Annotated in this window: 17 protein-coding genes and 1 pseudogene; 5 read left to right on the forward strand and 13 right to left on the reverse strand. The window is 68.0% G+C overall.

Annotation, left to right across the window (positions count from 1 at the left end):
* Positions 1 to 3: 3 nt before the first annotated feature.
* Positions 4 to 969, forward strand: a complete 966-nt coding sequence (locus K3M35_RS20480; RefSeq protein ID WP_006552468.1) for an oxygenase MpaB family protein — start codon at positions 4 to 6, stop codon at positions 967 to 969.
* A 98-nt stretch (positions 970 to 1,067) separates the two neighbouring features.
* Here K3M35_RS20480 and K3M35_RS20485 read toward each other — a convergent pair whose 3' ends face one another.
* The 5 genes from K3M35_RS20485 to K3M35_RS20505 all read right to left on the reverse strand — a co-directional run bounded on the left by K3M35_RS20485 (position 1,068) and on the right by K3M35_RS20505 (position 4,737).
* Positions 1,068 to 2,564 (reverse strand): MFS transporter, encoded by a 1,497-nt coding sequence (locus K3M35_RS20485; RefSeq protein WP_230810448.1) that lies wholly within the window; start codon positions 2,562 to 2,564, stop codon positions 1,068 to 1,070.
* Positions 2,565 to 2,660: 96 nt separating this feature from the next.
* Complete coding sequence (locus K3M35_RS20490; RefSeq protein ID WP_006552470.1) at positions 2,661 to 3,260, reverse strand: TetR family transcriptional regulator; 600 nt, start codon at positions 3,258 to 3,260, stop codon at positions 2,661 to 2,663.
* Entirely contained in the window at positions 3,257 to 3,865 is a 609-nt protein-coding gene (gene recR, locus K3M35_RS20495) for a recombination mediator RecR (protein ID WP_019290261.1), read from the reverse strand. The genes K3M35_RS20490 and recR overlap by 4 nt, the downstream gene beginning before the upstream one ends.
* A gap of 9 nt (positions 3,866 to 3,874) precedes the next feature.
* Complete coding sequence (locus K3M35_RS20500) at positions 3,875 to 4,198, reverse strand: YbaB/EbfC family nucleoid-associated protein (RefSeq protein WP_019290262.1); 324 nt, start codon at positions 4,196 to 4,198, stop codon at positions 3,875 to 3,877.
* Between the two features lie 104 nt (positions 4,199 to 4,302).
* The gene (locus K3M35_RS20505; protein ID WP_006552473.1) at positions 4,303 to 4,737 is read right to left on the reverse strand and encodes an SRPBCC family protein; all 435 of its coding nucleotides are present in this window, start codon (positions 4,735 to 4,737) and stop codon (positions 4,303 to 4,305) included.
* 148 nt (positions 4,738 to 4,885) lie between these two features.
* Here K3M35_RS20505 and K3M35_RS20510 point away from each other — a divergent pair, with 148 nt between their 5' ends.
* Together K3M35_RS20510 and K3M35_RS20515 are read left to right on the forward strand one after the other, a co-directional pair.
* Positions 4,886 to 6,346: an FAD-binding oxidoreductase gene (locus tag K3M35_RS20510; protein ID WP_033097925.1), complete on the forward strand. Its 1,461-nt coding sequence runs from the start codon at positions 4,886 to 4,888 to the stop codon at positions 6,344 to 6,346.
* Positions 6,343 to 7,650: a class I SAM-dependent methyltransferase gene (locus K3M35_RS20515; RefSeq protein WP_019290265.1), complete on the forward strand. Its 1,308-nt coding sequence runs from the start codon at positions 6,343 to 6,345 to the stop codon at positions 7,648 to 7,650. Before K3M35_RS20510 ends, K3M35_RS20515 begins: the two co-directional genes overlap by 4 nt.
* Before the next feature lie 93 nt (positions 7,651 to 7,743).
* Here the strand turns inward: K3M35_RS20515 and K3M35_RS20520 are convergent, their stop codons facing one another.
* From K3M35_RS20520 to K3M35_RS20535, 4 genes and pseudogenes are all read right to left on the reverse strand, one after another.
* Positions 7,744 to 9,879: a 3-hydroxyacyl-CoA dehydrogenase NAD-binding domain-containing protein gene (locus K3M35_RS20520; protein WP_037217286.1), complete on the reverse strand. Its 2,136-nt coding sequence runs from the start codon at positions 9,877 to 9,879 to the stop codon at positions 7,744 to 7,746.
* A gap of 35 nt (positions 9,880 to 9,914) precedes the next feature.
* Entirely contained in the window at positions 9,915 to 11,129 is a 1,215-nt protein-coding gene (locus K3M35_RS20525) for an acetyl-CoA C-acetyltransferase (RefSeq protein WP_006552477.1), read from the reverse strand.
* The gene (locus tag K3M35_RS26725) at positions 11,104 to 11,892 is read right to left on the reverse strand and encodes a hypothetical protein (RefSeq protein ID WP_121208781.1); all 789 of its coding nucleotides are present in this window, start codon (positions 11,890 to 11,892) and stop codon (positions 11,104 to 11,106) included. The genes K3M35_RS20525 and K3M35_RS26725 overlap by 26 nt, the downstream gene beginning before the upstream one ends.
* Positions 11,808 to 12,803: pseudogene (locus K3M35_RS20535) on the reverse strand (FAD-dependent oxidoreductase); the annotation flags it as partial. The pseudogene K3M35_RS20535 and the gene K3M35_RS26725, both read right to left, overlap by 85 nt.
* A gap of 16 nt (positions 12,804 to 12,819) precedes the next feature.
* On the opposite strand from K3M35_RS20535, the gene K3M35_RS20540 reads away from it, so the two are divergent.
* On the forward strand, positions 12,820 to 13,536 hold the full coding sequence (locus tag K3M35_RS20540; protein ID WP_006552480.1) for a GntR family transcriptional regulator: 717 nt from the start codon (positions 12,820 to 12,822) through the stop codon (positions 13,534 to 13,536).
* An 8-nt stretch (positions 13,537 to 13,544) separates the two neighbouring features.
* Here the strand turns inward: K3M35_RS20540 and K3M35_RS20545 are convergent, their stop codons facing one another.
* The 3 genes from K3M35_RS20545 to K3M35_RS20555 all read right to left on the reverse strand — a co-directional run bounded on the left by K3M35_RS20545 (position 13,545) and on the right by K3M35_RS20555 (position 16,889).
* Complete coding sequence (locus K3M35_RS20545; RefSeq protein WP_033097928.1) at positions 13,545 to 14,195, reverse strand: response regulator transcription factor; 651 nt, start codon at positions 14,193 to 14,195, stop codon at positions 13,545 to 13,547.
* On the reverse strand, positions 14,192 to 16,123 hold the full coding sequence (locus K3M35_RS20550; RefSeq protein WP_094979559.1) for a histidine kinase: 1,932 nt from the start codon (positions 16,121 to 16,123) through the stop codon (positions 14,192 to 14,194). Before K3M35_RS20550 ends, K3M35_RS20545 begins: the two co-directional genes overlap by 4 nt.
* Positions 16,124 to 16,193: 70 nt before the next feature.
* Positions 16,194 to 16,889, reverse strand: coding sequence for a hypothetical protein (locus tag K3M35_RS20555; RefSeq protein ID WP_019290270.1), 696 nt, complete (start codon positions 16,887 to 16,889; stop codon positions 16,194 to 16,196).
* 623 nt (positions 16,890 to 17,512) lie between these two features.
* Between K3M35_RS20555 and K3M35_RS20560 the strand changes: the two genes are divergently transcribed.
* Positions 17,513 to 19,111, forward strand: coding sequence for an FUSC family protein (locus tag K3M35_RS20560; protein ID WP_094979560.1), 1,599 nt, complete (start codon positions 17,513 to 17,515; stop codon positions 19,109 to 19,111).
* Positions 19,112 to 19,151: 40 nt separating this feature from the next.
* On the opposite strand, the gene K3M35_RS20565 is transcribed toward K3M35_RS20560, so the two are convergent.
* Positions 19,152 to 20,798: a hypothetical protein gene (locus K3M35_RS20565; protein ID WP_033097931.1), complete on the reverse strand. Its 1,647-nt coding sequence runs from the start codon at positions 20,796 to 20,798 to the stop codon at positions 19,152 to 19,154.
* Between the last annotated feature and the right edge of the window lie 200 nt (positions 20,799 to 20,998).

Below are 20,998 nucleotides of genomic sequence, written 5' to 3' on the forward strand. Positions count from 1 at the left end.
CCGATGACGACCACTCCCCCGCGCACTCGCAGCCGAAAGGCCGCCGTCGTCGCGAAGCCCGAGGCACGCATCGAGAAGGCCGGTACGTTCCCACCCCCGAACAGGGACCCGCACCCGAAGCGTGGGCGGATGGGCTGGGTCGAGGTGATCGAGGAGCTCGACCCGGTCACACAGCACCAGGACATCGTGCGGATCACCGCCGGTTACGAGTTCCCGTGGGACTACCAGCGGTCGCTCGAGTTCGCCCTCTTCCGCACGTACTGCGTGCCCAGCATCTCGGAGTTGCTCGCCCGCACCGGCGAGTTCGAGAAGCGGCCGCAGAAGCGGTACGACGACACGGCGCTGCTGATGGCCGAGCTGGTCGAGCACGGCTACGACGCCGAGCGGGGACGCGAGTCGCTGCGCAACATCAACCGGATGCACGGCAAGTACTCGATCGACAACGACGACATGCTGTACGTCCTGTCGACCTTCGTGTACGACCCGCTCGACTGGATCGACCGCTACGGGTGGCGTCGCCTGCACCCGAAGGAGCGGCTGGCGTCGTTCTACTTCTACCGCCAGGTGGGCATCCGGATGGGCATCAAGGACATCCCGGAGTCGTTCCAGGAGTTCCACCGGTTCAAGCTCGAATACGAGCGCGAGAAGTTCACCTACAGCGACGACAACCACGCCATCGGCACCTACACGCTGCGCCTGTTCCAGTCGTGGTACCCGAAGGTGCTGAACAAGGGCATCGAGAAGGTCGTTTTCGCGCTGATCGACGACCGCATGGCGTCGGCGTTCGGTTTCCCGAAGAGCTCACCGCAGGTGACGGAGATCGTCGAGGGCGCGCTGCGGGCACGGTCGGCGTTCGTGCGGCGACTGCCGAAGCGACGCGTGTCGCTGTCGGCGGGCAACGCCACCAACCGGACGTATCCGGGTTACCCCCTCGGTTACCGTCCGAACGATCTGGGCGTCGAACACTGACGCACCGACAGACCTGGGGGACAGGAGGGGCGGCCCCGCATTCCGGTTTCACCACCGGGGTGCAGGGCCGTAACTGTTCCGGGAGGAGCGGGCCGGGGTCAGTTCTCGACGGGCCGCAGGGCCTGCTTCGACGGGAGTGCGAAGCCCGAGACGAAGACGACCACGGCGCAACCGGCGCACACGAGGTAGGCGATCACGAAGCCCGCGGTGCCGATGCCGAGCCCGCCCCCGAGGGTGTGAGCCGCGAGCACCGAGGCGACGACCGCGCTGCAGACGGTGCTGCCCACGGTGCGGAGCAGGACGTTGACGCCGTTCGCCGCGGCGTTCTGCGACAGCGGCACCGCGCCGAGGAGGAGCACCGGCAGCGTGCAGTACACGAGCGACGTGCCGATCGCCGCGACGAAGATGGCGGCGACGACGAGCCACAGCGGCTTGCCGGGCACCGCGTGGACGCTGTAGCCGGCGAGCAGGAAGACCGCTCCGGTCATGATCGTGATCTTGGGTCCGAAACGTTCGGTGATCCGGGAGGCCACGATCGCGAAGATCATCATCGCGAAGCTCGCGGCGAGCTGGCAGGCCGCGGCCTGGAGGATGGTCAGGTCGTATCCGGCTCCGTGCCCGGACGGCGCCTGCAGCAACTGTGTGGTGATGAGGGTGTTGCCGTAGAAGGCGAACCCGACGAGCAGTGCCGACAGGTGCGGCGCGAGGACGGAACGGCGGGCCGAGACACGCAGGTCGACGAGCGGGTTGCGGTTGCGCAGCTGCTGCACTCCCCAGAGCACGAACAGCAGCACCGACGCGGCGAACGAGAGCAGCACCGCGGGGCTCGTCCAGCCCCACGTGCTGCCCTGGGTGATGGGCACGAGCAGGCACACCAGGGCGGCGGACAGGCCGGCGGCGCCCACGGCGTCGAAGCGACCGCCGGTGCGGGTGTCCGATTCCGGGATGACGATCCACGCCGCGAGGGCGACACCGGCGCCGATGGCGGCGGTGGTCCAGAAGAGCAGGTGCCAATCGGCGAACTGGACGATGGCGGCAGCGAACGGGATACCGACCGCGGTGCCGATGCCGAGGGTGGAACTGAGCATCGCGATCGAGCGCTCCACGTGCTCACGGGGCAGGACCTCGCGAAGGATCGCCATGCCGATCGGCAGCACCGCCGCGCCGGCGCCCTGCAGGCCACGGGCGACGATGAGCAGTCCGATGTCCGAGGTCAGCGCGCAGATCAACGAGCCGAGTGTCATAAGCGAGAACGCGATGAGGAGCATCCGCTTCTTGCCGATCATGTCGGCGAGACGGCCGAAGATGGGCGTCATCACCGCACCGACCAGCAGGGTGCTCGTCACCAGCCACGAGACGGCGGTGGTTCCGGCGCCGGTGAAGCCCGGCATGCTCGGCAGGAGCGGCACCATAACGGTCTGCATGATGGCCTGGAAGACGGCGCCGACCGCGAGAACCGGGAAGACGAGATGCCGCAGGTTGCGCGTCTTCTTCTCCGCCGGTCCGCTCACCTTCGTCGTTCCGGACGCTGAGCGCGTCGGCGCGGCGGCGGACCTACCCGCCACGTGCAGGCGCAGGGGGAGCGAGATCGACATCGACACCCCCTCTCGCCAAACAGGTAAATAGCCGTTCACCACATTAGGTGAACGGCTATTTACCCTCAAGAGTAGTGACCAAGGTCATTCGTGCCGCTAAGAACCGTCTCCGTCGAGCAACCGCTGAACCAGCGGCGCGTACATGGCCACAACTTCCTCGACCGTGCCGGTCGCGCGCTCCTGCATCATGCGGCGCCGCATGATCGCCAACCCCATCACCGCCGACATCGCCAGCTCGGCCCGGAGACGGGCATCCGACCCCGGCAGCCGCGCGGCGAGCGCGTCGACCATCTGCGCGGAGTAGTTGTCGCGGAGCATGCGGTTGCTCTCCTCGCTGCCCCCGCTCATGAACAGGATGTTCATCGACAACGGCTTGTAGGGTTCGAGCGGGCGGGCGAGCATCGCGACCATCCGCTCCCCCAGGCTCTCGAGCGGCCCGTCGAACAGCACCTGCGCGCCGTACTGGAAGTCGACGAGCTCCTCGTACAACTGCTCCTTCGAGCCGAAGTACTTGATGATCAGCGGGGCGCTGACCCCCGCTTCCTCCGCGATGTCCTTGAGCGTGATGTCGCGGTAGGGGCGCGTCGCAAACGCCTTCCCCGCAGCCTCGATGATCAGCTTCCGGGTCTCGTCGGAAGTCCGGCGACGCTTCTCGGGCTCACCCCGGTGCGATGCCTCCGTGCTGCGCACGGTCACATCGCCCGCCTCCCCGACAACGCTCGCCCGAGCGTCAGCTCGTCGGCGAACTCGAGATCGCCGCCCATCGGCAGACCCGACGCGAGGCGGGTGACGCTCAGCCCCGGGAAGTCGCGCAGCATACGCACCAGATAGGTGGCCGTCGCCTCGCCCTCCGTATTGGGGTCGGTCGCGATGATCACCTCGGAGACGTCGACGCCGTCCTCCTGGTTGCCGATGCGGGTGAGCAGTTCGCGGATGTGCAGCTGGTCGGGGCCGACGCCATTGAGCGGGTCGAGCGCACCACCGAGGACGTGATAGCGCCCCCGGAACTCCCGGGTGCGTTCGATCGCCTGCACGTCCTTCGGTTCCTCGACCACGCAGATCACCGTGCGGTCGCGGCGAGGATCGGAGCAGATGCGGCAACGCCGCTGGTCGGAGACCGTTCCGCAGACCTCGCAGAACTGCACGCCGTCGCGGATCCGCTGCAGCGCCGCCTGCAGGCGGTCGATCTCGGGCGGCTCGACCGAGAGCAGATGGAACGCGATGCGCTGGGCACTCTTCGGGCCGACGCCCGGAAGCTTGCCCAGCTCGTCGATGAGGTCCTGTACCGGTCCTTCGTACAACGCCGACCTCTAGAAACCGGGCAGGCCGGGGATTCCGCCGCCGAGCCCACCCGCGAGCGGACCGAGCTTCTCGGCCGCGATCTCCTGGGCCTTCGCCGAGGCGTCGGCGATCGCACCGACCACCAGATCCTGCAGGGTCTCGACGTCCTCGGGGTCGACGACCTTCGGATCGATCTTCACGGACACGACCTCGCCCGTGCCCTTCACCGTCGCGGTCACGAGGCCACCGCCGGCCTGGCCGGTGACCTCCGCCTGCGCCATCTCGTTCTGCGCAGCGACGAGTTGCTGCTGCATCTGCTGGGCCTGAGCGAGGAGTTGCTGCATGTCGGGCATTCCACCACCGGGTTGCACGGCACGTCCTTTCTGCACGTTTGTGATGCCAGCCTAGTCGCCGCGCATCGGGGTGGACACAGACGCCGAGGTCGACCGAACCGGGCTCAGTCGACTTCCTTCTTCAGGTTCTCGAGCACCTGCTGCTGGATCTTCTTCAGGCCGAGCGGCGCGAACGTCTTCTCGAAGAAGCCCTTGACGCCACCGGCACCCTTCCACTGAGTGAGCACGACGACCGTCGAACCCGTCCCGTTCGGCACGACGCTGTAGGTCGTCACGAGCGTCGAGTTCGCGTCCGTCTCCGTGACGGTACTGCCCTTCACCGACACCGTGGCCTGCACGTCGCGCTGACGCTTCTCCGTGGCCTGGAGGATCCAGTGCACGACGGTGCCGTCGCCGCGACCACCGGAGATCACGCGGTAGTCGCGGTAGTGCTCGGTGAGGATGCGCGGGCGCACGGTCTCGTAGTCGGCCAGGGCGGTGAGCACCACCTCGGGAGCTGCCGCCAACTGGATCGAACTGCTTGCGCTGACCTGTGCCATGAACGACTCCTTCTGCTTCTTCCGCGCTGATGCGGGCTCGAATGTGCCTGTGACGACAGCATCCATCCTGCCCTGCGCGTTCCGGGACGGATGCGACCGCCGGGTCTATTGTGGACGTGCCACTGATGCGCCGCTCCGGAGGAGTCGAATGCAGATGCCGAGATCGTCAGGTGTGAAGGTCCCGTACGGGGAGGCGGTACACCGCCAGGGTGTAGACCGCCTGCTGCGCTCGTACAGCGCGATACCGGCCGACGCGCCCGTGCGACTCGCGAAGAAGACGTCGAACCTCTTCCGGGCACGCGCCGCGGCGAACGCGCCGGGGCTCGACGTCTCCGGTCTCGGCGGTGTCATCTCCGTCGACCCGCAGGCCCGCACCGCCGACGTCGCCGGCATGTGCACCTACGAGGACCTCGTCGACGCGACCCTGCCCTACGGCCTCGCACCGTTGGTCGTCCCGCAGCTGAAGACGATCACGCTCGGCGGCGCCGTCACCGGGCTCGGCATCGAGTCGACGTCCTTCCGCAACGGCCTCCCCCACGAGTCCGTGCTCGAGATGGACATCCTGACCGGGTCCGGCGAGATCATCACGGCCCGCCCGGAGGGTGAGCACGCCGATCTGTTCCACGGCTTCCCCAACTCGTACGGTTCGCTCGGGTACGCCACGCGCCTGCGCATCGCACTCGAACCGGTGAAACGTTTCGTCGCACTGCGTCACCTGCGTTTCGACACGATCGCCGATCTGCAGTCCGCCCTCGCGCGGATCGTCGACGAACGGACCTGGGACGGCACACCGGTCGACTATCTCGACGGTGTCGTCTTCTCCGCGACCGAGAGCTACCTGACGCTCGGCACACAGACCGACGAGCCGGGTCCCGTCAGCGATTACACCGGGCAGGACATCTACTACCGGTCGATCCAGCACGTCTCCGTCAACCGACCCAAGGAGGATCGGCTCACGATCCGCGACTATCTGTGGCGGTGGGACACCGACTGGTTCTGGTGCTCCCGGGCTTTCGGCGCCCAGAACCCGAAGATCCGCCGGATGTGGCCGAAACAGTTGCTGCGCAGCAGTTTCTACTGGAAGCTCATCGCGCTCGACCACAAGTATTCGGTGGCCGACCGGATCGAGGCACGCAAGGGCAATCCACCCCGCGAGCGCGTCGTGCAGGACATCGAGGTCCCGCTCGAACGCACGCAGGAGTTCGTCGAGTGGTTCCTCGACGAAATTCCCATCGAGCCGATCTGGTTGTGCCCCTTGAAGTTGCGCGACATCGAGTCGTCCCCGGACGCCGGCCGTCCGAGCACCTCGGACGCCCAGCGTCCCTGGCCGCTGTACCCGCTCGAGCCGAAGCGCGCCTATGTGAACGTCGGGTTCTGGTCGTCCGTTCCCATCGTGCCCGGCGCCGAGGAGGGCGCCGCCAACCGGCTGATCGAGAAGAAGGTCGCCGAACTCGACGGGCACAAATCGCTCTACTCGGACTCCTACTACTCGAAGGACGAGTTCGAGAAGCTCTATTACGGCGGCGGTGAATACCCCGCTCTCAAGCAGAAATACGACCCTCGGTCCCGTCTACTGGACCTGTTTTCGAAGGCGGTGCAACGAAAGTGACCATATTCAGGACCGAGAACGATCGGTCCACCGAGGACAAGCTCGCACTCGCCCAGATCGTGGAGATCGTGACCGGCGGCGACATGCCGTTGCGCTTCACGGCCTACGACGGATCGGCGGCCGGTCCCGAGGACTCTCCCTACGGTCTACATCTCGCGTCGCCCAAGGGCGCGACGTACATCGCCACGGCCCCCGGCGATCTGGGTATGGCACGGGCGTACATCTCGGGCGATCTCCAGGCGAAGGGAGTGCATCCCGGCAACCCCTACGAGTTGCTCGCCTCGCTCGGCGACCTGCACTTCGAGCGTCCCCCGGCACGTATCCTCGCGCAGATCGCCCGGTCGCTCGGCACCGAACTGCTCAAGCCGATCGCACCGCCGCCGCAGGAGCACCTGCCGCGCTGGCGCCGCATCGCCGAGGGTCTGCGGCACTCGAAATCGCGCGACGCCGAGGTCATCCATCACCACTACGACGTGTCCAACGAGTTCTACGAGTACGTTCTGGGCCCCTCGATGACGTACACCTGCGCCGTCTTCGAATCCGAGAATCAGAGCCTCGAGGACGCCCAGGAGAACAAGTACCGTCTGGTCTTCGAGAAGCTGCGGTTGAAGCCGGGCGACCGCCTGCTCGACATCGGTTGCGGCTGGGGCGGGATGGTGCGTTACGCCGCTCGGCGCGGTGTGAAGGCCCTCGGCGTGACGCTCTCCAAGGAACAGGCCGAGTGGGCGCAGAAGGCCATCGTCGAGGAGGGCCTGAGCGACCTGGCGGAGGTCCGGCACTCCGACTACCGCGACGTGCCCGAGGAAGGATTCGACGCCATCTCGTCGATCGGCCTGACCGAGCACATCGGTGTCGCCAACTATCCGGCCTACTTCCGGTTCCTCCACGGCAAACTGCGGGTGGGCGGTCTGCTGCTCAACCACTGCATCACCCGGCCGACCAACAACACCCGCGCCAAGGCCGGCGGGTTCATCGACCGGTACGTCTTCCCCGACGGGGAACTCACCGGTTCGGGTCGCATCATCACCGAGGCGCAGAACATCGGCTTCGAGGTGATGCACGAGGAGAACCTGCGCGAGCACTACGCCCTGACGCTGAAGGGCTGGTGCGAGTACCTCGAGAAGCACTGGCAGGCCTGCGTCGCCGAGGTCGGTGAGGGCACGGCCCGCCTGTGGGGCCTGTACATGGCAGGCTCGCGCCTCGGCTTCGAACGCAACGTGGTCCAGCTGCACCAGGTGCTCGCGGTCAAGCTCGGCGACGACAAGAAGCCGCAGACGCCGCTGCGCCCCTGGTGGGTCGCCTAGCCGACCCCATCGGCACGAAAACAGAAGAGCGCGAACGGGAAGGGCTCCCGACGCCGTGGCGTCGGGAGCCCTTCCGTGCAACCGTCGTGTGCGTCAGCTGCGCAGCGACGCCGGCGGGTTGAAGCGCTCGCCGTACTTGGCGGCGAGTTCCTCGGCGCGCTTGACGAAGCCTTCCTTGCCACCCGGGTAGCCGACGATGTACTGAGCGACACCACCGGTCCAGGCCGGGAAGCCGATGCCGAAGATCGAGCCGATGTTGGCGTCGGCGGTGGTCTCGAGAACACCCTCGTCGAAGCACTTCTGGGTCTCGATCGCCTCGGCGAAGAGCATGCGGTCGATCAGATCCTGCAGCGGCACATCGAGGGTCGCCTCGGTCTTGAAGTGATCGCGCACACCCTGCCAGATGCCCTGACGCTTGCCGTTCTCGTCGTACTCGTAGAAGCCGGCCTTCTCGAGACGACCCGGACGACCCTGCTCGACCATCCAGTCGACCACGTCGAGTGCGGGATGACGCGTGGTGCCGAGCTTGGTGTCGCCCTGCTTGGCGGCCTCCTCGGATTCCTTCGCGATCTTCTGCATGAGCTTCATGTTCAGCTCGTCGGTCAGCTGCAGCGGCGGAGCCGGGTAACCCGCCTGCGAACCGGCCTGCTCGATGGTCGCGGGCTCGATGCCCTCGCCGAGCATGGCGATGGCCTCGTTGACGAAGGTGCCGATCACACGCGAGGTGAAGAAGCCGCGACTGTCGTTGACGACGATCGGAGTCTTGCGGATCGCGAGCGTGTAGTCGAACACGCGGGCCAGGGCCTCGTCGGAGGTCTTCTCACCCTTGATGATCTCGACCAGAGGCATCTTGTCGACCGGCGAGAAGAAGTGGATACCGATGAAGTCCTCGGGACGCTTGACGCCGGTCGCGAGACCGGTGATGGGCAGCGTCGAGGTGTTCGAGCCGAGCAGCGCGTCGGGATCGACGATGTCTTCGATCTCCTGGAACACCTTGTGCTTGAGCTCGGTGTTCTCGAACACTGCCTCGATGACGAAGTCGACGCCCGCGAAGTCGGCGGGGTCGGCCGTCGGCGTGATGCGGTCGAGCAGAGCCTTCGACTTCTCCTCGGTGGTCTTGCCACGCGAGAGAGCCTTCGTCTCGATCTTCTCCGAGTAGTTCTTGCCACGCTCGGCGGCCTCGAGGGTGACGTCCTTGAGGACGACCTCGTAGCCGGCCTTGGCGGAGACGTAGGCGATGCCGGCGCCCATCATGCCCGCACCGAGAACGCCGATCTTCTTGATCTCGCGCTTCGGCACGTCCTTCGGACGCGAAGCGCCCGAGTTGATGGACTGCATGTCGAAGAAGAACGCCTGGATCATGTTCTTCGCGACCTGGCCGGTGGCGAGTTCGACGAAGTACCGCGACTCGATGGTCGACGCATTGTCGAAGTCCACCTGCGAGCCCTCGACGGCGGCGGCCATGATGGCGCGCGGAGCCGGCATCGGGGCGCCCTTGATCTGCTTGCGCAGGTTCGCGGGGAAGGCCGGAAGGTTCGCGGCGAAGGCCGGGCTGGAAGGGGTGCCGCCGGGGATCTTGTAGCCCTTGACATCCCACGGCTGGATGCCGCCCTCGGGGTTGGCCTTGATCCATTCCTTGGCGGCCGGAACGAGTTCCTCGACGCTACCCACGACGTCGTGGACCAGGCCGATCTCCTTGGCCTTGACCGCGTTGTACTTGTTGCCCTGCAGCAGAACCGAGAGCAGCGCCGTCTGGATGCCGAGCAGGCGCACGGTGCGGGTGATGCCACCGCCACCGGGGAGCAGGCCGAGGCTGACCTCGGGCAGACCGATCTGCACGCCCTTGACATCGGCAGCGATGCGGCGATGCGTCGCGAGGGCGATTTCGAGGCCGCCACCGAGAGCCGCGCCGTTGATGGCGGCGACGACGGGCTTACCGAGGGTCTCGAGACGACGCAGGTCGGCCTTGATGCCCTGAACCTCGTCGAACGCGACCTGCGCGTCGTCGGGGCCGATCGCGATGATGTTGCGCAGGTCGCCGCCGGCGAAGAAGGTCTTCTTCGCGGAGGTGATCACCACACCGGTGATGGAGTCCTGCTCCTCGTACAGACGGTCGACGGTGGCCTTCATCGACGCCTTGTACAGCTCGTTCATCGTGTTGGCGCCCTGGTTCGGATCGTCGAGTGTCAGCACAACGATGCCGTCGGCGTCCTTATCCCAGGAAATCATGTTGTCGCTCACTGTTTTTCGAATTCCTTCCGGTGTCAGACGCGCTCGATGATGGTGGCCACACCCATGCCGCCACCGATGCACAGGGTGACGAGGGCGCGCTTGGCTCCGCGGCGCTCGAGCTCGTCGATCATGGTGCCGGTGATCATGGCGCCGGTGGCGCCGAGCGGGTGGCCCATCGCGATGGCGCCGCCGTTGACGTTGAGCTTCTCGTCCGGGATGTTCAGGTCCTTCTGGAACTTCAGGACGACGGAGGCGAACGCCTCGTTGATCTCGAACAGGTCGATGTCGTCGACCGTCAGGCCCGCCGAAGCGAGAACCTTGTGCGCGGCCGGCGTGGGGCCGGTGAGCATGATCGTCGAGTCGGCACCGGAGGTGGCCGTGGCGACGACGCGGGCACGCGGGGTCAGACCGAGGTCCTTGCCGGCCTGCTCGGAACCGACGAGCACGAGTGCCGCGCCGTCGACGATGCCCGAGCTGTTGCCGCCGTGGTGGACGTGATCGATCTTCTCGACGAAGTGGTACTTCTGCTGCGCCACGGCGTCGAAGCCGCCCATCTCACCGATGGTCGCGAACGACGGCTGCAGCTTGGCCAGACCCTCGAGGGTCGTGTCCGGACGCATGTGCTCGTCCTGATCGAGGATGGTCAGGCCGTTCTGGTCCTTGACCGGCACGACCGACTTGGAGAAGTAGCCGCCCGACCAGGCTGCCGCCGCGAGCTGCTGCGAACGCAGTGCGTAGGCGTCGACGTCCTCGCGGGTGAAGCCCTCGATGGTCGCGATGAGATCGGCGGAAATGCCCTGGGGAACCAGGTAGCTGTCGTAGTTGGTGGCGGGATCGAGCATCCACGCGCCACCGTCGGAGCCCATGGAGACACGCGACATGGACTCGACGCCGCCGGCGAGAACGAGCTCGTCCCAGCCGGAGCGGACCTTCTGTGCAGCCATGTTGACGGCCTCGAGGCCCGACGCGCAGAACCGGTTGATCTGCACGCCGCCCGTGGTGGCCGGCAGGTTCGCGATGGTGACAGCGGTGCGGGCGATGTCGGCACCCTGATCGCCGACGGGGCTGACGACACCGAGGATCAGGTCGGAGATACGGTTCTCGTCGAGATCGGGGAATCGAACACGCAGCTCGTCGATCAGGCCCGTAACCAGGGAGATCGGCTTGACGGAGTGCAACGAGCCCGTCTTCTTGCCTCGGCCGCGTGGTGTTCGGATGGCTTCATAGATGAATGCCTCGGTGGTCACAGTGCGCAGGTTCCTTCCCGTGCTTGCGGAGCGACGGCACCCACGGCCCTGCAGAGGGCCGCCGTGCCCAACCTCTCCTACGGTAGAAGCGGGCACCCCTCGGCCGTAAGGACCGAAGCGATCGGTGTCCGTGACCGAACCGAACGTCCGCAAACCCCTTACGGGACCACCGCCGCCCGAAGGCGCGGCGCCGCATACAGGACTTCTCGCAGCGCATCGAGGGGGACGAGGGTGCCGACGAGCCCGCGAGCACGAGGCGCCCGCCCACATCGAGGCGCGACACCAGCGACGCGATCGCATCCGCCGAACCCGAGAAGTCGAGAGCGATACCGGCAGGACCACCGTCGTCGAGAACCGCGCCGAACCGGTCGGCGCGTGCCGCGTGCTGCGGGTCGGTGTCCATGATCATGACGTCGGCGCCGGCTTCGGCACACATGGCGACCGCCGTGACGCCGAGCATCCCGGCACCGCACACCACGACCCTGCGGCCGTCGAGATCGCCGGCCGTCTCAACCACCGCGACAGCCGTCGCGGTCGCACACGAGGCCGGAGCTGCGACGACGTCGGGCACCGCGGCCGGGACGGGCACGGTCGTCACGCCCGCGGGTAGCACGATGTACTCGGAGTAGGTACCCACGTCGCCCTGGCCGACGAATCGGGGCGTCCGGTTCCGGGATGTCAGAGGCCGAGCAGGTCGGCGGTCTCCTCGCCGAGATAGAGGCCGAGGGTCATACCGCGGCCACCCGGGCCGGCGACGACCCATACGTCTTCGTCGGCCTTCGCGCGGTGCACGAGCGCGTGGGGTCGATGCACTGGCTGTACACACCGGCCCAGAGCGCCGGACGACGCGCGGCAGTCGGCGGCCGAGGAACTCCTCCGTCACTGCGACGAGGTGGTCGTAGGGTTCTTCGTCGACGTCGAAGTCGAACGGTTCGTCGTAGGCGTGGGTGTCGCCGATGGTGAGGCCGCCGTGCAGACGCTGGACGCACAGTAACTGCATGCGATGCTGCGCGGCGACGGGTCGTTGCTCCTCGGAGGCGGTGAGCTCGTCGAGGGCGGTACCGGCGAATCCCGGGTAGTAGCGCAGGCTGTCGCCGTCGGCGATCGACGTGGTGAGGTCTTCGCCGAGCGGTGCGGTCTGCATCATCTGCAGCCGGACCCTGCGCAATGGCAGGTCGCGGGCGAGGCCACCGAGTGTCGCGCCGGGGCAGACGAGAACGAGGTCGGTCTCGTGCACGGTGCCGTGGTCGTCGCGCACTGCACGGTCCCGCGGGCCCTGCGGGAGACGTCCCGGGCCTCTGTGGACAGCAGGAACCGGTAGCGGCCCGAGATGGCGAGATGTTGCCGGATCGCCGGGAGCGCGATGCGGGATTCGACGGCAGCGTCCGTGCTGCAGTGCAGTGCCGCGAGGAAGTTACCGCGTAGCGCGGGGTTACGGCGGCGCGTCTCGTCCGCATCGAGCAGGGCGAATCCCCGTCGCTGCGCGTCGTCGCGTGCGACCGCTTCCTCCGCGACGGCGATCTCGGCGGCGGTGCGCGGCAGCGTCAGCGAACCGTTCGCGCGGAAACCGACGTCGGGAACGCGGGCGCCGAGGTCCTCCCACAGCTCGCGGGACCGCAGGGTTAGGGCCGGTTCGTCGAACTCCCGGTGAAACAGTTGGTGTAGACCGGAATTCGGTTACGCTGGATGTGTGGCCACCGTCGTTCGCGAAGCGCGCACCCTCAAGCACCAGATCGTGCGCCGCCAGGTCGAGTGCCTCCTCGACCAGCTCAGCGTGGGAGATCAGGTCCCCTCCGAACGCGATCTCGCCACCCGGTTCGACGTCGCCCGCGAAACCGTCCGCCAGGCACTGCGAGAACTGCTCGTCGACGGCCGCATCGAACGTCGGGGCCGCAGCACCGTCGTCGCCGGCCCGAAGATCGTCCAGCCCCTCGTCATCGGTTCCTATACCGAAGCCGCCCTGCTCGAAGGGCGCAGCGCTGGGCGTGTGCTCGTCGCGTGGACCGACCTCGTCGCCGACGACGAACTGGCCTGCCGCCTCGGTCTCGAACCCGGCGATCCCGTCCTCGAACTCGAACGTGTCCTGCTCACCGACGGAGTGCATGTCGGACTCGAACGCACGCGCCTTCCCGCACACCGCTTTCCGGATCTGCGCCGGACGCTCGATCCGTCGTCGTCGCTGTACGCCGCGATCCGTTCCTACGGGATCACGTTCGCGCGGGCGGTCGAGCGGATCGAGACCACGCTGCCGGATGCGCGCGAGGCGGCGCTGCTCGACGCCGACACCCGCACACCGATGCTGCTGCTCGAGCGGATCTCCTACGACGAGAACGACGTCCCGATCGAGCATCGCCGGTCGCTCTACCGCGGCGACCGGATGTCGTTCGTCACGACCGTCACTCCCTGAGCAGCAGGTCAGTCGACGCCCAGGCCTGCTTCCCTCGCACGGACGATCGCGCTCGCCCGGTCGGCTGCACCGATCTTGCCGAGGATGTTGGACACGTGGTTGCGCACCGTCTTCTGGCTGAGCACGAGTCGGCGGGAGATCGCGGCGTTGTCGAGTCCGCGGGCCACGAGGTCGAGGATCTCCCGCTCCCGTCCGGTCAGATACGGGAAGACCGCCGACGTGTTGCGGGAGTTCGCGACCGCCGCAAGGGCTTTCGCCGCGACCGCCGCACCGACGATCATCTCACCGTCGGCCACGGCCCGGATCGCCCGTTCGACCCCCGACGGATCGGCCCCTTTGACGAGATAACCCGAGGCACCGGCACGGATGGAGGCGATGAGGATGTCCTCGTCCTCGTGCATCGTGACCATCAGGATGCGGGTGCCCGGCGACTTCCGGAGGATGCTGCGGGCCGCGTCGATCCCCGATCCGTCGCCGAGTTCGATGTCCATGAGCACGACGTCGACATCGCCGATCACGACCTCGAGGGCCTCCCCCACCGAACTCGCCTGGCACACGACATCGATCCCGTCGAGAGTGCCCAGCAGTGCCGCCATACCGAGGCGGAAGACGGGATGGTCGTCGACGACCGCAACGCGTATCGCTCCGTTGTCGCTCATGATTCGGACCAGGGTAGCCGCGCCCGCACCACGACACCGCGCGGGTCGCCGGGTTCGATGCCCACCGTTCCGCCGACCTCCCGGGCCCGTTCCCGCATGCTCTGCGTCCCCACACCGATTCGTGCGTCGGTCGCGAGTCCTCGCCCGTCGTCGACGATGTCGAGGGCCAGCACGTCGCCCTCCGCCGCGACCCGCACCGTGCATTCGTCGGCACCGGAATGCCGTCGCGCGTTGATGACCGCCTCGGAGGCGATGCCGTAGGCGGCCCACGCGATCGGCCCGGACATCCCGGCGGGGAGGTCGGACCGCAGGTCGACGCGGAATCCCGCGCGGGCGTGGGTGATCACGAGTTCATCGAGTGCGGCGGTGAGGCCGAGTTCGTCGAGAACCGGGGGCAGCAGACTGCGCGAGAGCTCGCGGACACCGTCGACTTGCCGATCGAGTTCGCGGAGCAGTTCGTCGACGAGTCCGGCCGCGGCGTCCGGGTCGGTGGTGACGAGATTGCGTGCGCCCTGCAGGCCGAGCCGCACCCCGGCGAGCGACGGGCCGAGACCGTCGTGCAGTTCGCGGCGGATGGTGCGGCGTTCCTCGAGTCTCACCTCGGTGAGGCGGCGACGCGCGTCTTCGAGGTCCTCCGCCGACCGCAGGACGACGAGCCCGGCGTCGACGACGGTCGCGAGTTCGGTGAGCGCCCGCCGGCTGCGTGCCCCGAGCGATTCGCCCGGAGGTGCGGTGACGGCGAGGGTGGCGTCGCCGTTACCGACCGGAACCTCCTCGACGGGTCCGGTCGCGGTCCCCCAGCGTGCGATCACGTCGCCACCGCGGCGCACCTCGACCGATTCGAGACGCAGTGCGGTGCCGATTCCGGCGGCGAGTTCGCCCAACAGCAGGTCGGGCGAATCGGCACCGGCGAAGTGCCGCCCGAGGATCCGGACGGCGCGTGCCGGGTCGACGCCGTCGCCGTAGACGAGGCGGTGCACCTTCCGGCCGAGCCACATCCGCACCGGCTGCACGGCCAGGGCGACGGCGGTGGCGGCGACCGCCTGGGCGAAGACCGATTCGTTCGGGAGCACCAGCGACACCGCGACCGTCACCGCGAGATAGGAGGTGACGAGCACGGCGGTGAGACTGCCGGCGAGCGCGGCGCGACCCACCGCGAGGTCGATGCCCCAGAGTCGTTGGCGCAGCACGACGGCGAGGATCGCGACGGGATAGAAGGCCTGCGTCGCGAGGTGGAGCAGCGGTGTGAGCATCCACGGCACGTCCGGGACCGCCAACGGGATGTACGAGGCTGTCATCAGGGCACTGCCGAGCGCGAGCCATCCCGTCCCGGATCGTTCGCCCGCCGAGGCGTGACGGCGACGCCACTCGACGTGCCCGGAGGTCAGGAAACCCACGGCCACAACGGGTCCGACGAACCAGATGTCGGCGATGTCGGTGAAGGTGCGCGCCCAGAAGAACCAGGCGATCGTCAGGACACCGACGCCGATCCCGGCCCGCACCACGGGATCGGCCGGACGGTCGCGGACGAGCCACGGCACCACCAGGAACAACGCGAGTGTCCCGGGGATCCAGGTGGTGTTCTGCAGCGGACCGAGGAATCCGACGGGCAGTTCGGGGCGGACGAGGGCGAGCTGGGTCCAGCTGTAGGACATCGCTGCCACACCGACGCCGATCGACGCGACGGCCAGCAGGATCGGCACGGCGTGGACCCGGCGGGCGAGGATCACCCCGGCGACCGTCCCGTAGACGGCGGCTCCGACGACGTCGACGAGGAAGAACAGCTGGTCGGAATCGAGCGCGGGCCGTGCCGCGACGAACACGACGACGGCCGCCACGGCGAGCAGCCAGGAGACGACGGCCACGACGGCGGCGGGTACCGGAGCCCCGGTACCCGCCGATCCGGTCGTCGTGACGGTGTCCTTCATGGTGCGGTGAGTATGCACCGCCGTGTCCTTGACGCGGCAGGTATACGCCGCTGGGCCGCTCGCAGTGGCACTAACGTGCACGCCGGTCCGCGAGGGCGAAGCCGACTCCGGCCACCAGCACCCACACCGGGCCGGTGAAGCCGGCCATGTACTGCAGTGGGGAGATGCCGAGGAGCAGTGTCAGACCACCGAGGACGATGCTCGCCCAACCGATCCACCGGGGCGCCGCGCGGTGATGCAGGACCGCGACCGCGACCGCGACGCCGCTGACACCGGCACCGACCCACAGCCATGGGATGGTGCCCATCCAATGCGAGGCGAAGACCGCCACCTCGGGCACCATCTGATCGGTGTTGCCGAGGCCGAACAGCAACTCGGTGTCGAGTCCGGTGCCCATGAGGGTCGCGACCGAGGTGAGCACGAGACCGAATGCCGCGACCGTCGGCACGAGGCTGAATTCCGGAGTGCCTGCGCGCAGTCGGCGCTGCAGTCCGGCGGCGAAGACGAGCAGCAGCGTCGTCGACACCATCAGCGTCAGGTGCATGACGAGCATGGGCGTGCGCTGCCCGGCGAACTCGGTCATGATCGCCACCGCGTTGCCGGCGGTGCGCTCGTTGTATGCCGCGCTCATCGCCATGCTCGCCTGGATGCCCACGACGCCGGCGAGGCCGGCGACCGCACCCGTCCACGCCCAGAGCGAACCGGGGCCACGACGATCGGGAGCGATCGGCGCGAGGGGTTCGGTCTCGGTGCCGAGAGTGTTCATGAAGGTCCCTTCGGATCGATGCGACGCCCTGCGCGTCGTAAAGGAACGATCCGGTGCCCGATGTCCCGGGTGGAAGGGACGACTGTCCCGACCTTCCGGGATCGCCGCCGGCGTCCCTCGTCGGGCAGACGTCGTGCACCTACCACAACCGAGGGGAGGTTGTGTGCGATTCTCCCGACGGAAACGCACACAACCTCCCCCACGACCGAGGATGCCGACGCGGATATTTCCGCGGGCTGCCGGATCCGCGTCGCCCCGAATTCACTCAGGGATTTCGGGTGCGGCGCTCGTCCGCCGAATGAAGAGCGGCGACGGACGCGAAGGCCGCAGCCAGTACCAGTAACAACAACACAACATTGAGTGCCATGGAATGTCCTTTCACGGGGCCGGGTGAATTTCTCCCGACTTCGAAACAGGCGCTCCCCTCTTCTATCCTATTTACGAGAAATATGCGAGTCGACGCATTTTCCACCGGCGAATTCGATACGTTCGCAATTCGCACGCCGCGGAATTCCGGATCGGATATTCCGTGGGGAAATGCGGCGGATCAGCCCAGTGACCTGCGCCTCATGCGCGCCTGCCGGCGGTAAGCAGTGCCCCGTCGGTTCCTAGGGTGGTACGACGTGGCGGAAGCGAGCGGAGATCATCGGGTCGTCGACCTTCCGCTGCCCACCCCCGCCCCGTTGCGGACGGCGATGCTGTCGGTTCCCCGGCAAGGACGCCGGTGGCCCGGCGCCGCGCGCGCAGCCGCCACGGTCGCGGTGCCCGGTCTCGTGGGCGTCGCTCTCGGATTCGGCGCCGTCTCCGCCATCGCCACACTCGGCGCTTTCGCCGTCGTCTACGGCGAGCAACGCCCCTATCGCGTCCGTGCCCGAGCGGTCGCCGTCATCGGGACGGTGCTCGTGACACTGGCGACGATCGGCGCCCTAGCAGGTTCGGTCGTCCACCACGAACTGGCCGCGGGCGGGTCGGCGTGGTGGTACCTGGTGGTCGTCGCGGCGATGACCGCGACCGTCGCGGTGTGCGCCTTCGTCGTCGACGCCCTGCGGATGGGTGCGCCCGGCGCCTTCCTGATGTTGCTGTCCCTCGAGATCGCATCCGCTCTCCCCGCGCTGGGAGTGTCCGTCCCGACGGTCTCGGTGTGGACCGCGATCGGCGCCGGAACGGCCGTCGTGGCCTCCATGTCCGGTGCCCCGTTCCGGCCGCGAACCCCGGAACGCACCGCCGTGGCCGCGGCGGTCGCTGCCGTCGACGCGGTCTTCGAGGAGAACTCACCCGGCAATCGCCGCGCCGCGGTCCACGATCTGCACGCGGCCTGGCAGTGCCTGCACGACGCCGGACTCATCGATTCGGGGCATCCGCTGGAGCAGACGCTGCGCGCGGCGCACCTCCGATGCGCGGAGACACTGGACGAGCGTCCGCGGGACGAGGCAGTTCCCGAGGACGATCTGCGACTGCGGACCCCGCTGCGACGCCCCTCCGTGCGGTACCGCCTCGCGCGCGCCGCGCACCTGCGCAGCCGGTCGGCGACGATCGCGGTGCGCCTGCTCGTCGCGGGACCCCTCGCCGGGACGATCGCCATCGCGCTGGGCGTCGGACGTCCCGACTGGGCGGTCATCACGGCCGCGATGATCCTGCATCAGGGACCGGATCGGATCCTCGGCTCCTACCGGGCGGCGCACCGCTTCCTCGGCACCGTGCTCGGACTCGTCCTGGTGGCCTGCCTGACGCCTTTCCATCCCGGTGGTGTCGCCCTCGTCGTGGTGCTGGCCGCGGTGATGGCCGGCACGGAAATGTTCCTGGTGCGGAACTACGGCCTGGCGATGGTCTTCATCACCCCACTCGTCGTCGTCCTCGGCGGGTTGGGTGCCCCCGGCGATCTGGTGACGGTCGCGCGCGACCGCTTCCTCGAGACCGTTGTCGGCGTCCTCGTCGCGCTCGCGGTGCTGTGGGGCGTACTTCCCCGGGCCCACCGTCGCGTCCTCGACTTCGCCGACGGCCGCGTCCGCGACGCCGTCACGAGAATCGCCGCGTCGACGGACGTCCGCGAACTGCCCGAACTGCGCCGCGACCTCGAGTTCGACCTCCACGCATCCACCACCGCGGCCGTCATCGCCGCGCACACCGAGCCGGCGTGGACCCGGGAACGCTGGATCGAGCACCGCCGTCTCCACGAACTCGGCTACCGGATCCTGACCCTCCCGGAACGACCGGGCCCCTGAAGCAGGGACCCGGTCGCTTCCGTCGGAATACGCGCCGTCGTCAGAACACCAGGACTGCGAAGACGGTCGAGAGGATCAGCCCCGCCATCACCGGCAGGAAGCACTTGCGGGCGAGATCGAGCACGGGCACCCGGGCGAAACCGGCCACCGCGACCAGCGAGGACCAGGCGATGATGACGCCGCCACCGGCCCAGATGTTGCCCATCTGACCGATCGCCGCGAGCGTCGAGGGGTCGACGTCGACGGCCGGTCCGAGAGCACCCGACAGCGCACCGGTGAGGGGCAGTCCGCTGAATCCGGACCCGTCGAGCCCGGCGACGAGGCCGATGAGCAGGATGCCGAAGGACGTGATGAAGGCGTTCTGCGGAAGGTGCGACTGCACCGTGGTCACGAGGTCGAACAGGATAGCCGGGCCTGCGGCGTCGGCGGAGATGCCGAGGATCGGTCCCGCGAACTCCGGATTGCCGATGAAGAAGAAGCCGGCGATCGGGAGGACGCAGCCCATGGCCTTGAAGGCGAAGACCAGGCCGTCGACGAGATGGTCCGAGGTGGTCTCGAGGAAACCTCCGCGGTCGGTCGACGCTGCGGCGGCGAACAGGATCAGCGCTGCGATCCCACCCACGATCGCGGCGGCGTCACCACCCTGCAGTGGCGGCACGACCTCGGTGAACTTGCCCAGCATCAAGTAGACGATGAACGCGAGGTAGGCGAGCGGCACGAGCATCGCGAACGCCTTCGCGGTACCGCGGCGTTCCTTCTCCGCCGCGGAGTCGGGGTCGGCGATCGGGTCGGACGGCGCCACGAGCACCGCCGTGGCCGTCGCCGCCTGCTCTCCGCCGCCGCTGGGGCCACCGGCGGGTTCCGGCCGACGCGGAGGACGGGAGCCACCCCCGTCGCCCGAGGAGTCGCCACGGGTCTCGCCGATGCCGCGGTCAGCTGTGTCACCGATGCCGCGGTCGGCTGTGTCACCGATGCCGCGGTCGGCTGTGTCACCGATGCCGCGGTCGGCTGCGGCCTCCCACTCGACGAGGAGGTCGGGGGACGGTGCACGCCAATGCCGCTTCTGCACGAGGTAGGTGATCAGCAGAGCCGTGCCGCCGACGATCAGGGACAGGACCATGGCTTTGTCCGCCACGGCGTCGGCCTCGACGCCGGCCGCCGATGCGGAGATACCGGGCGCCACCTTGATGATGTAGTCCGAGGACAGCGCCATGCCCTGGCCGCAGATCGCGATGACCATGCCCACCGACAGCGGGGACATGCCCGCGCGGATCGCGACGGGGATGAGCACCGCGCCGACGAGGGGCACGGCCGGGGTGGGCCAGAAGAACAGGGAGATCACGTAGGTGACCGCGGCGAGGACGAGGAAGCTGCTGGTGCCCGCACGCATGACCCGCCGGAACGGCGCGACCATCATCCGGTCGGCGCCGAGCTGGCGCAGCGCGCCGAGCATGGCCGTGACCATCGCGATGATGAGGAAGATGTTGAACAGTTCCTTCGCCGCGACGAGGCTCGCATTGAAGATGGCCGACAGTCCCGTGACGATGCTGCCGGAGAACGTCAGTGCGGTCAGGAAGGTTGCGACGACTGCAGGAACGACGATGTTCTTCCGCAGGGCCATGGTGGCCAGGATGACGAGGATGCCGGCCAGGTAGACCCAGTGCGCGGCGGTGAGTTGTACGTCCAAGGCGATTCCTTCGACAGGGGGTGGAACGAGTCGGGCTGTGTTCGTGGACGGTGAATGGGAACTCGATGTATTGGGGGAACTTTCCGCTACGGCCCGTGCTCGGTCAACGAGAACGGTGCACAGTGCCCGCCACGCTAGTTGTGCACTGTGTTCCACTTTTGCGATTTCGTGACGACGAAGCGCTCCGGTGTGAAATATTG

The organism is Rhodococcus sp. DMU2021 (assembly GCF_019641445.1).
GTDB classification, from domain to species: domain Bacteria; phylum Actinomycetota; class Actinomycetes; order Mycobacteriales; family Mycobacteriaceae; genus Rhodococcus; species Rhodococcus pyridinivorans.

What these genes read in the sequence shown, in the direction of transcription:
- K3M35_RS20480 (WP_006552468.1), top strand. Translation starts at nt 4, where the DNA reads ATGACGACCACTCCCCCGCGCACTCGCAGCCGAAAGGCCGCCGTCGTC.
- K3M35_RS20485 (WP_230810448.1), bottom strand. Translation starts at nt 2,564, where the DNA reads ATGTCGATCTCGCTCCCCCTGCGCCTGCACGTGGCGGGTAGGTCCGCC.
- K3M35_RS20500 (WP_019290262.1), bottom strand. Translation starts at nt 4,198, where the DNA reads ATGCCCGACATGCAGCAACTCCTCGCTCAGGCCCAGCAGATGCAGCAG.
- K3M35_RS20505 (WP_006552473.1), bottom strand. Translation starts at nt 4,737, where the DNA reads ATGGCACAGGTCAGCGCAAGCAGTTCGATCCAGTTGGCGGCAGCTCCC.
- K3M35_RS20510 (WP_033097925.1), top strand. Translation starts at nt 4,886, where the DNA reads ATGCAGATGCCGAGATCGTCAGGTGTGAAGGTCCCGTACGGGGAGGCG.
- K3M35_RS20520 (WP_037217286.1), bottom strand. Translation starts at nt 9,879, where the DNA reads ATGATTTCCTGGGATAAGGACGCCGACGGCATCGTTGTGCTGACACTC.
- K3M35_RS26725 (WP_121208781.1), bottom strand. Translation starts at nt 11,892, where the DNA reads ATGGGTCGTCGCCGGCCCGGGTGGCCGCGGTATGACCCTCGGCCTCTA.
- K3M35_RS20545 (WP_033097928.1), bottom strand. Translation starts at nt 14,195, where the DNA reads ATGAGCGACAACGGAGCGATACGCGTTGCGGTCGTCGACGACCATCCC.
- K3M35_RS20550 (WP_094979559.1), bottom strand. Translation starts at nt 16,123, where the DNA reads ATGAAGGACACCGTCACGACGACCGGATCGGCGGGTACCGGGGCTCCG.
- K3M35_RS20555 (WP_019290270.1), bottom strand. Translation starts at nt 16,889, where the DNA reads ATGAACACTCTCGGCACCGAGACCGAACCCCTCGCGCCGATCGCTCCC.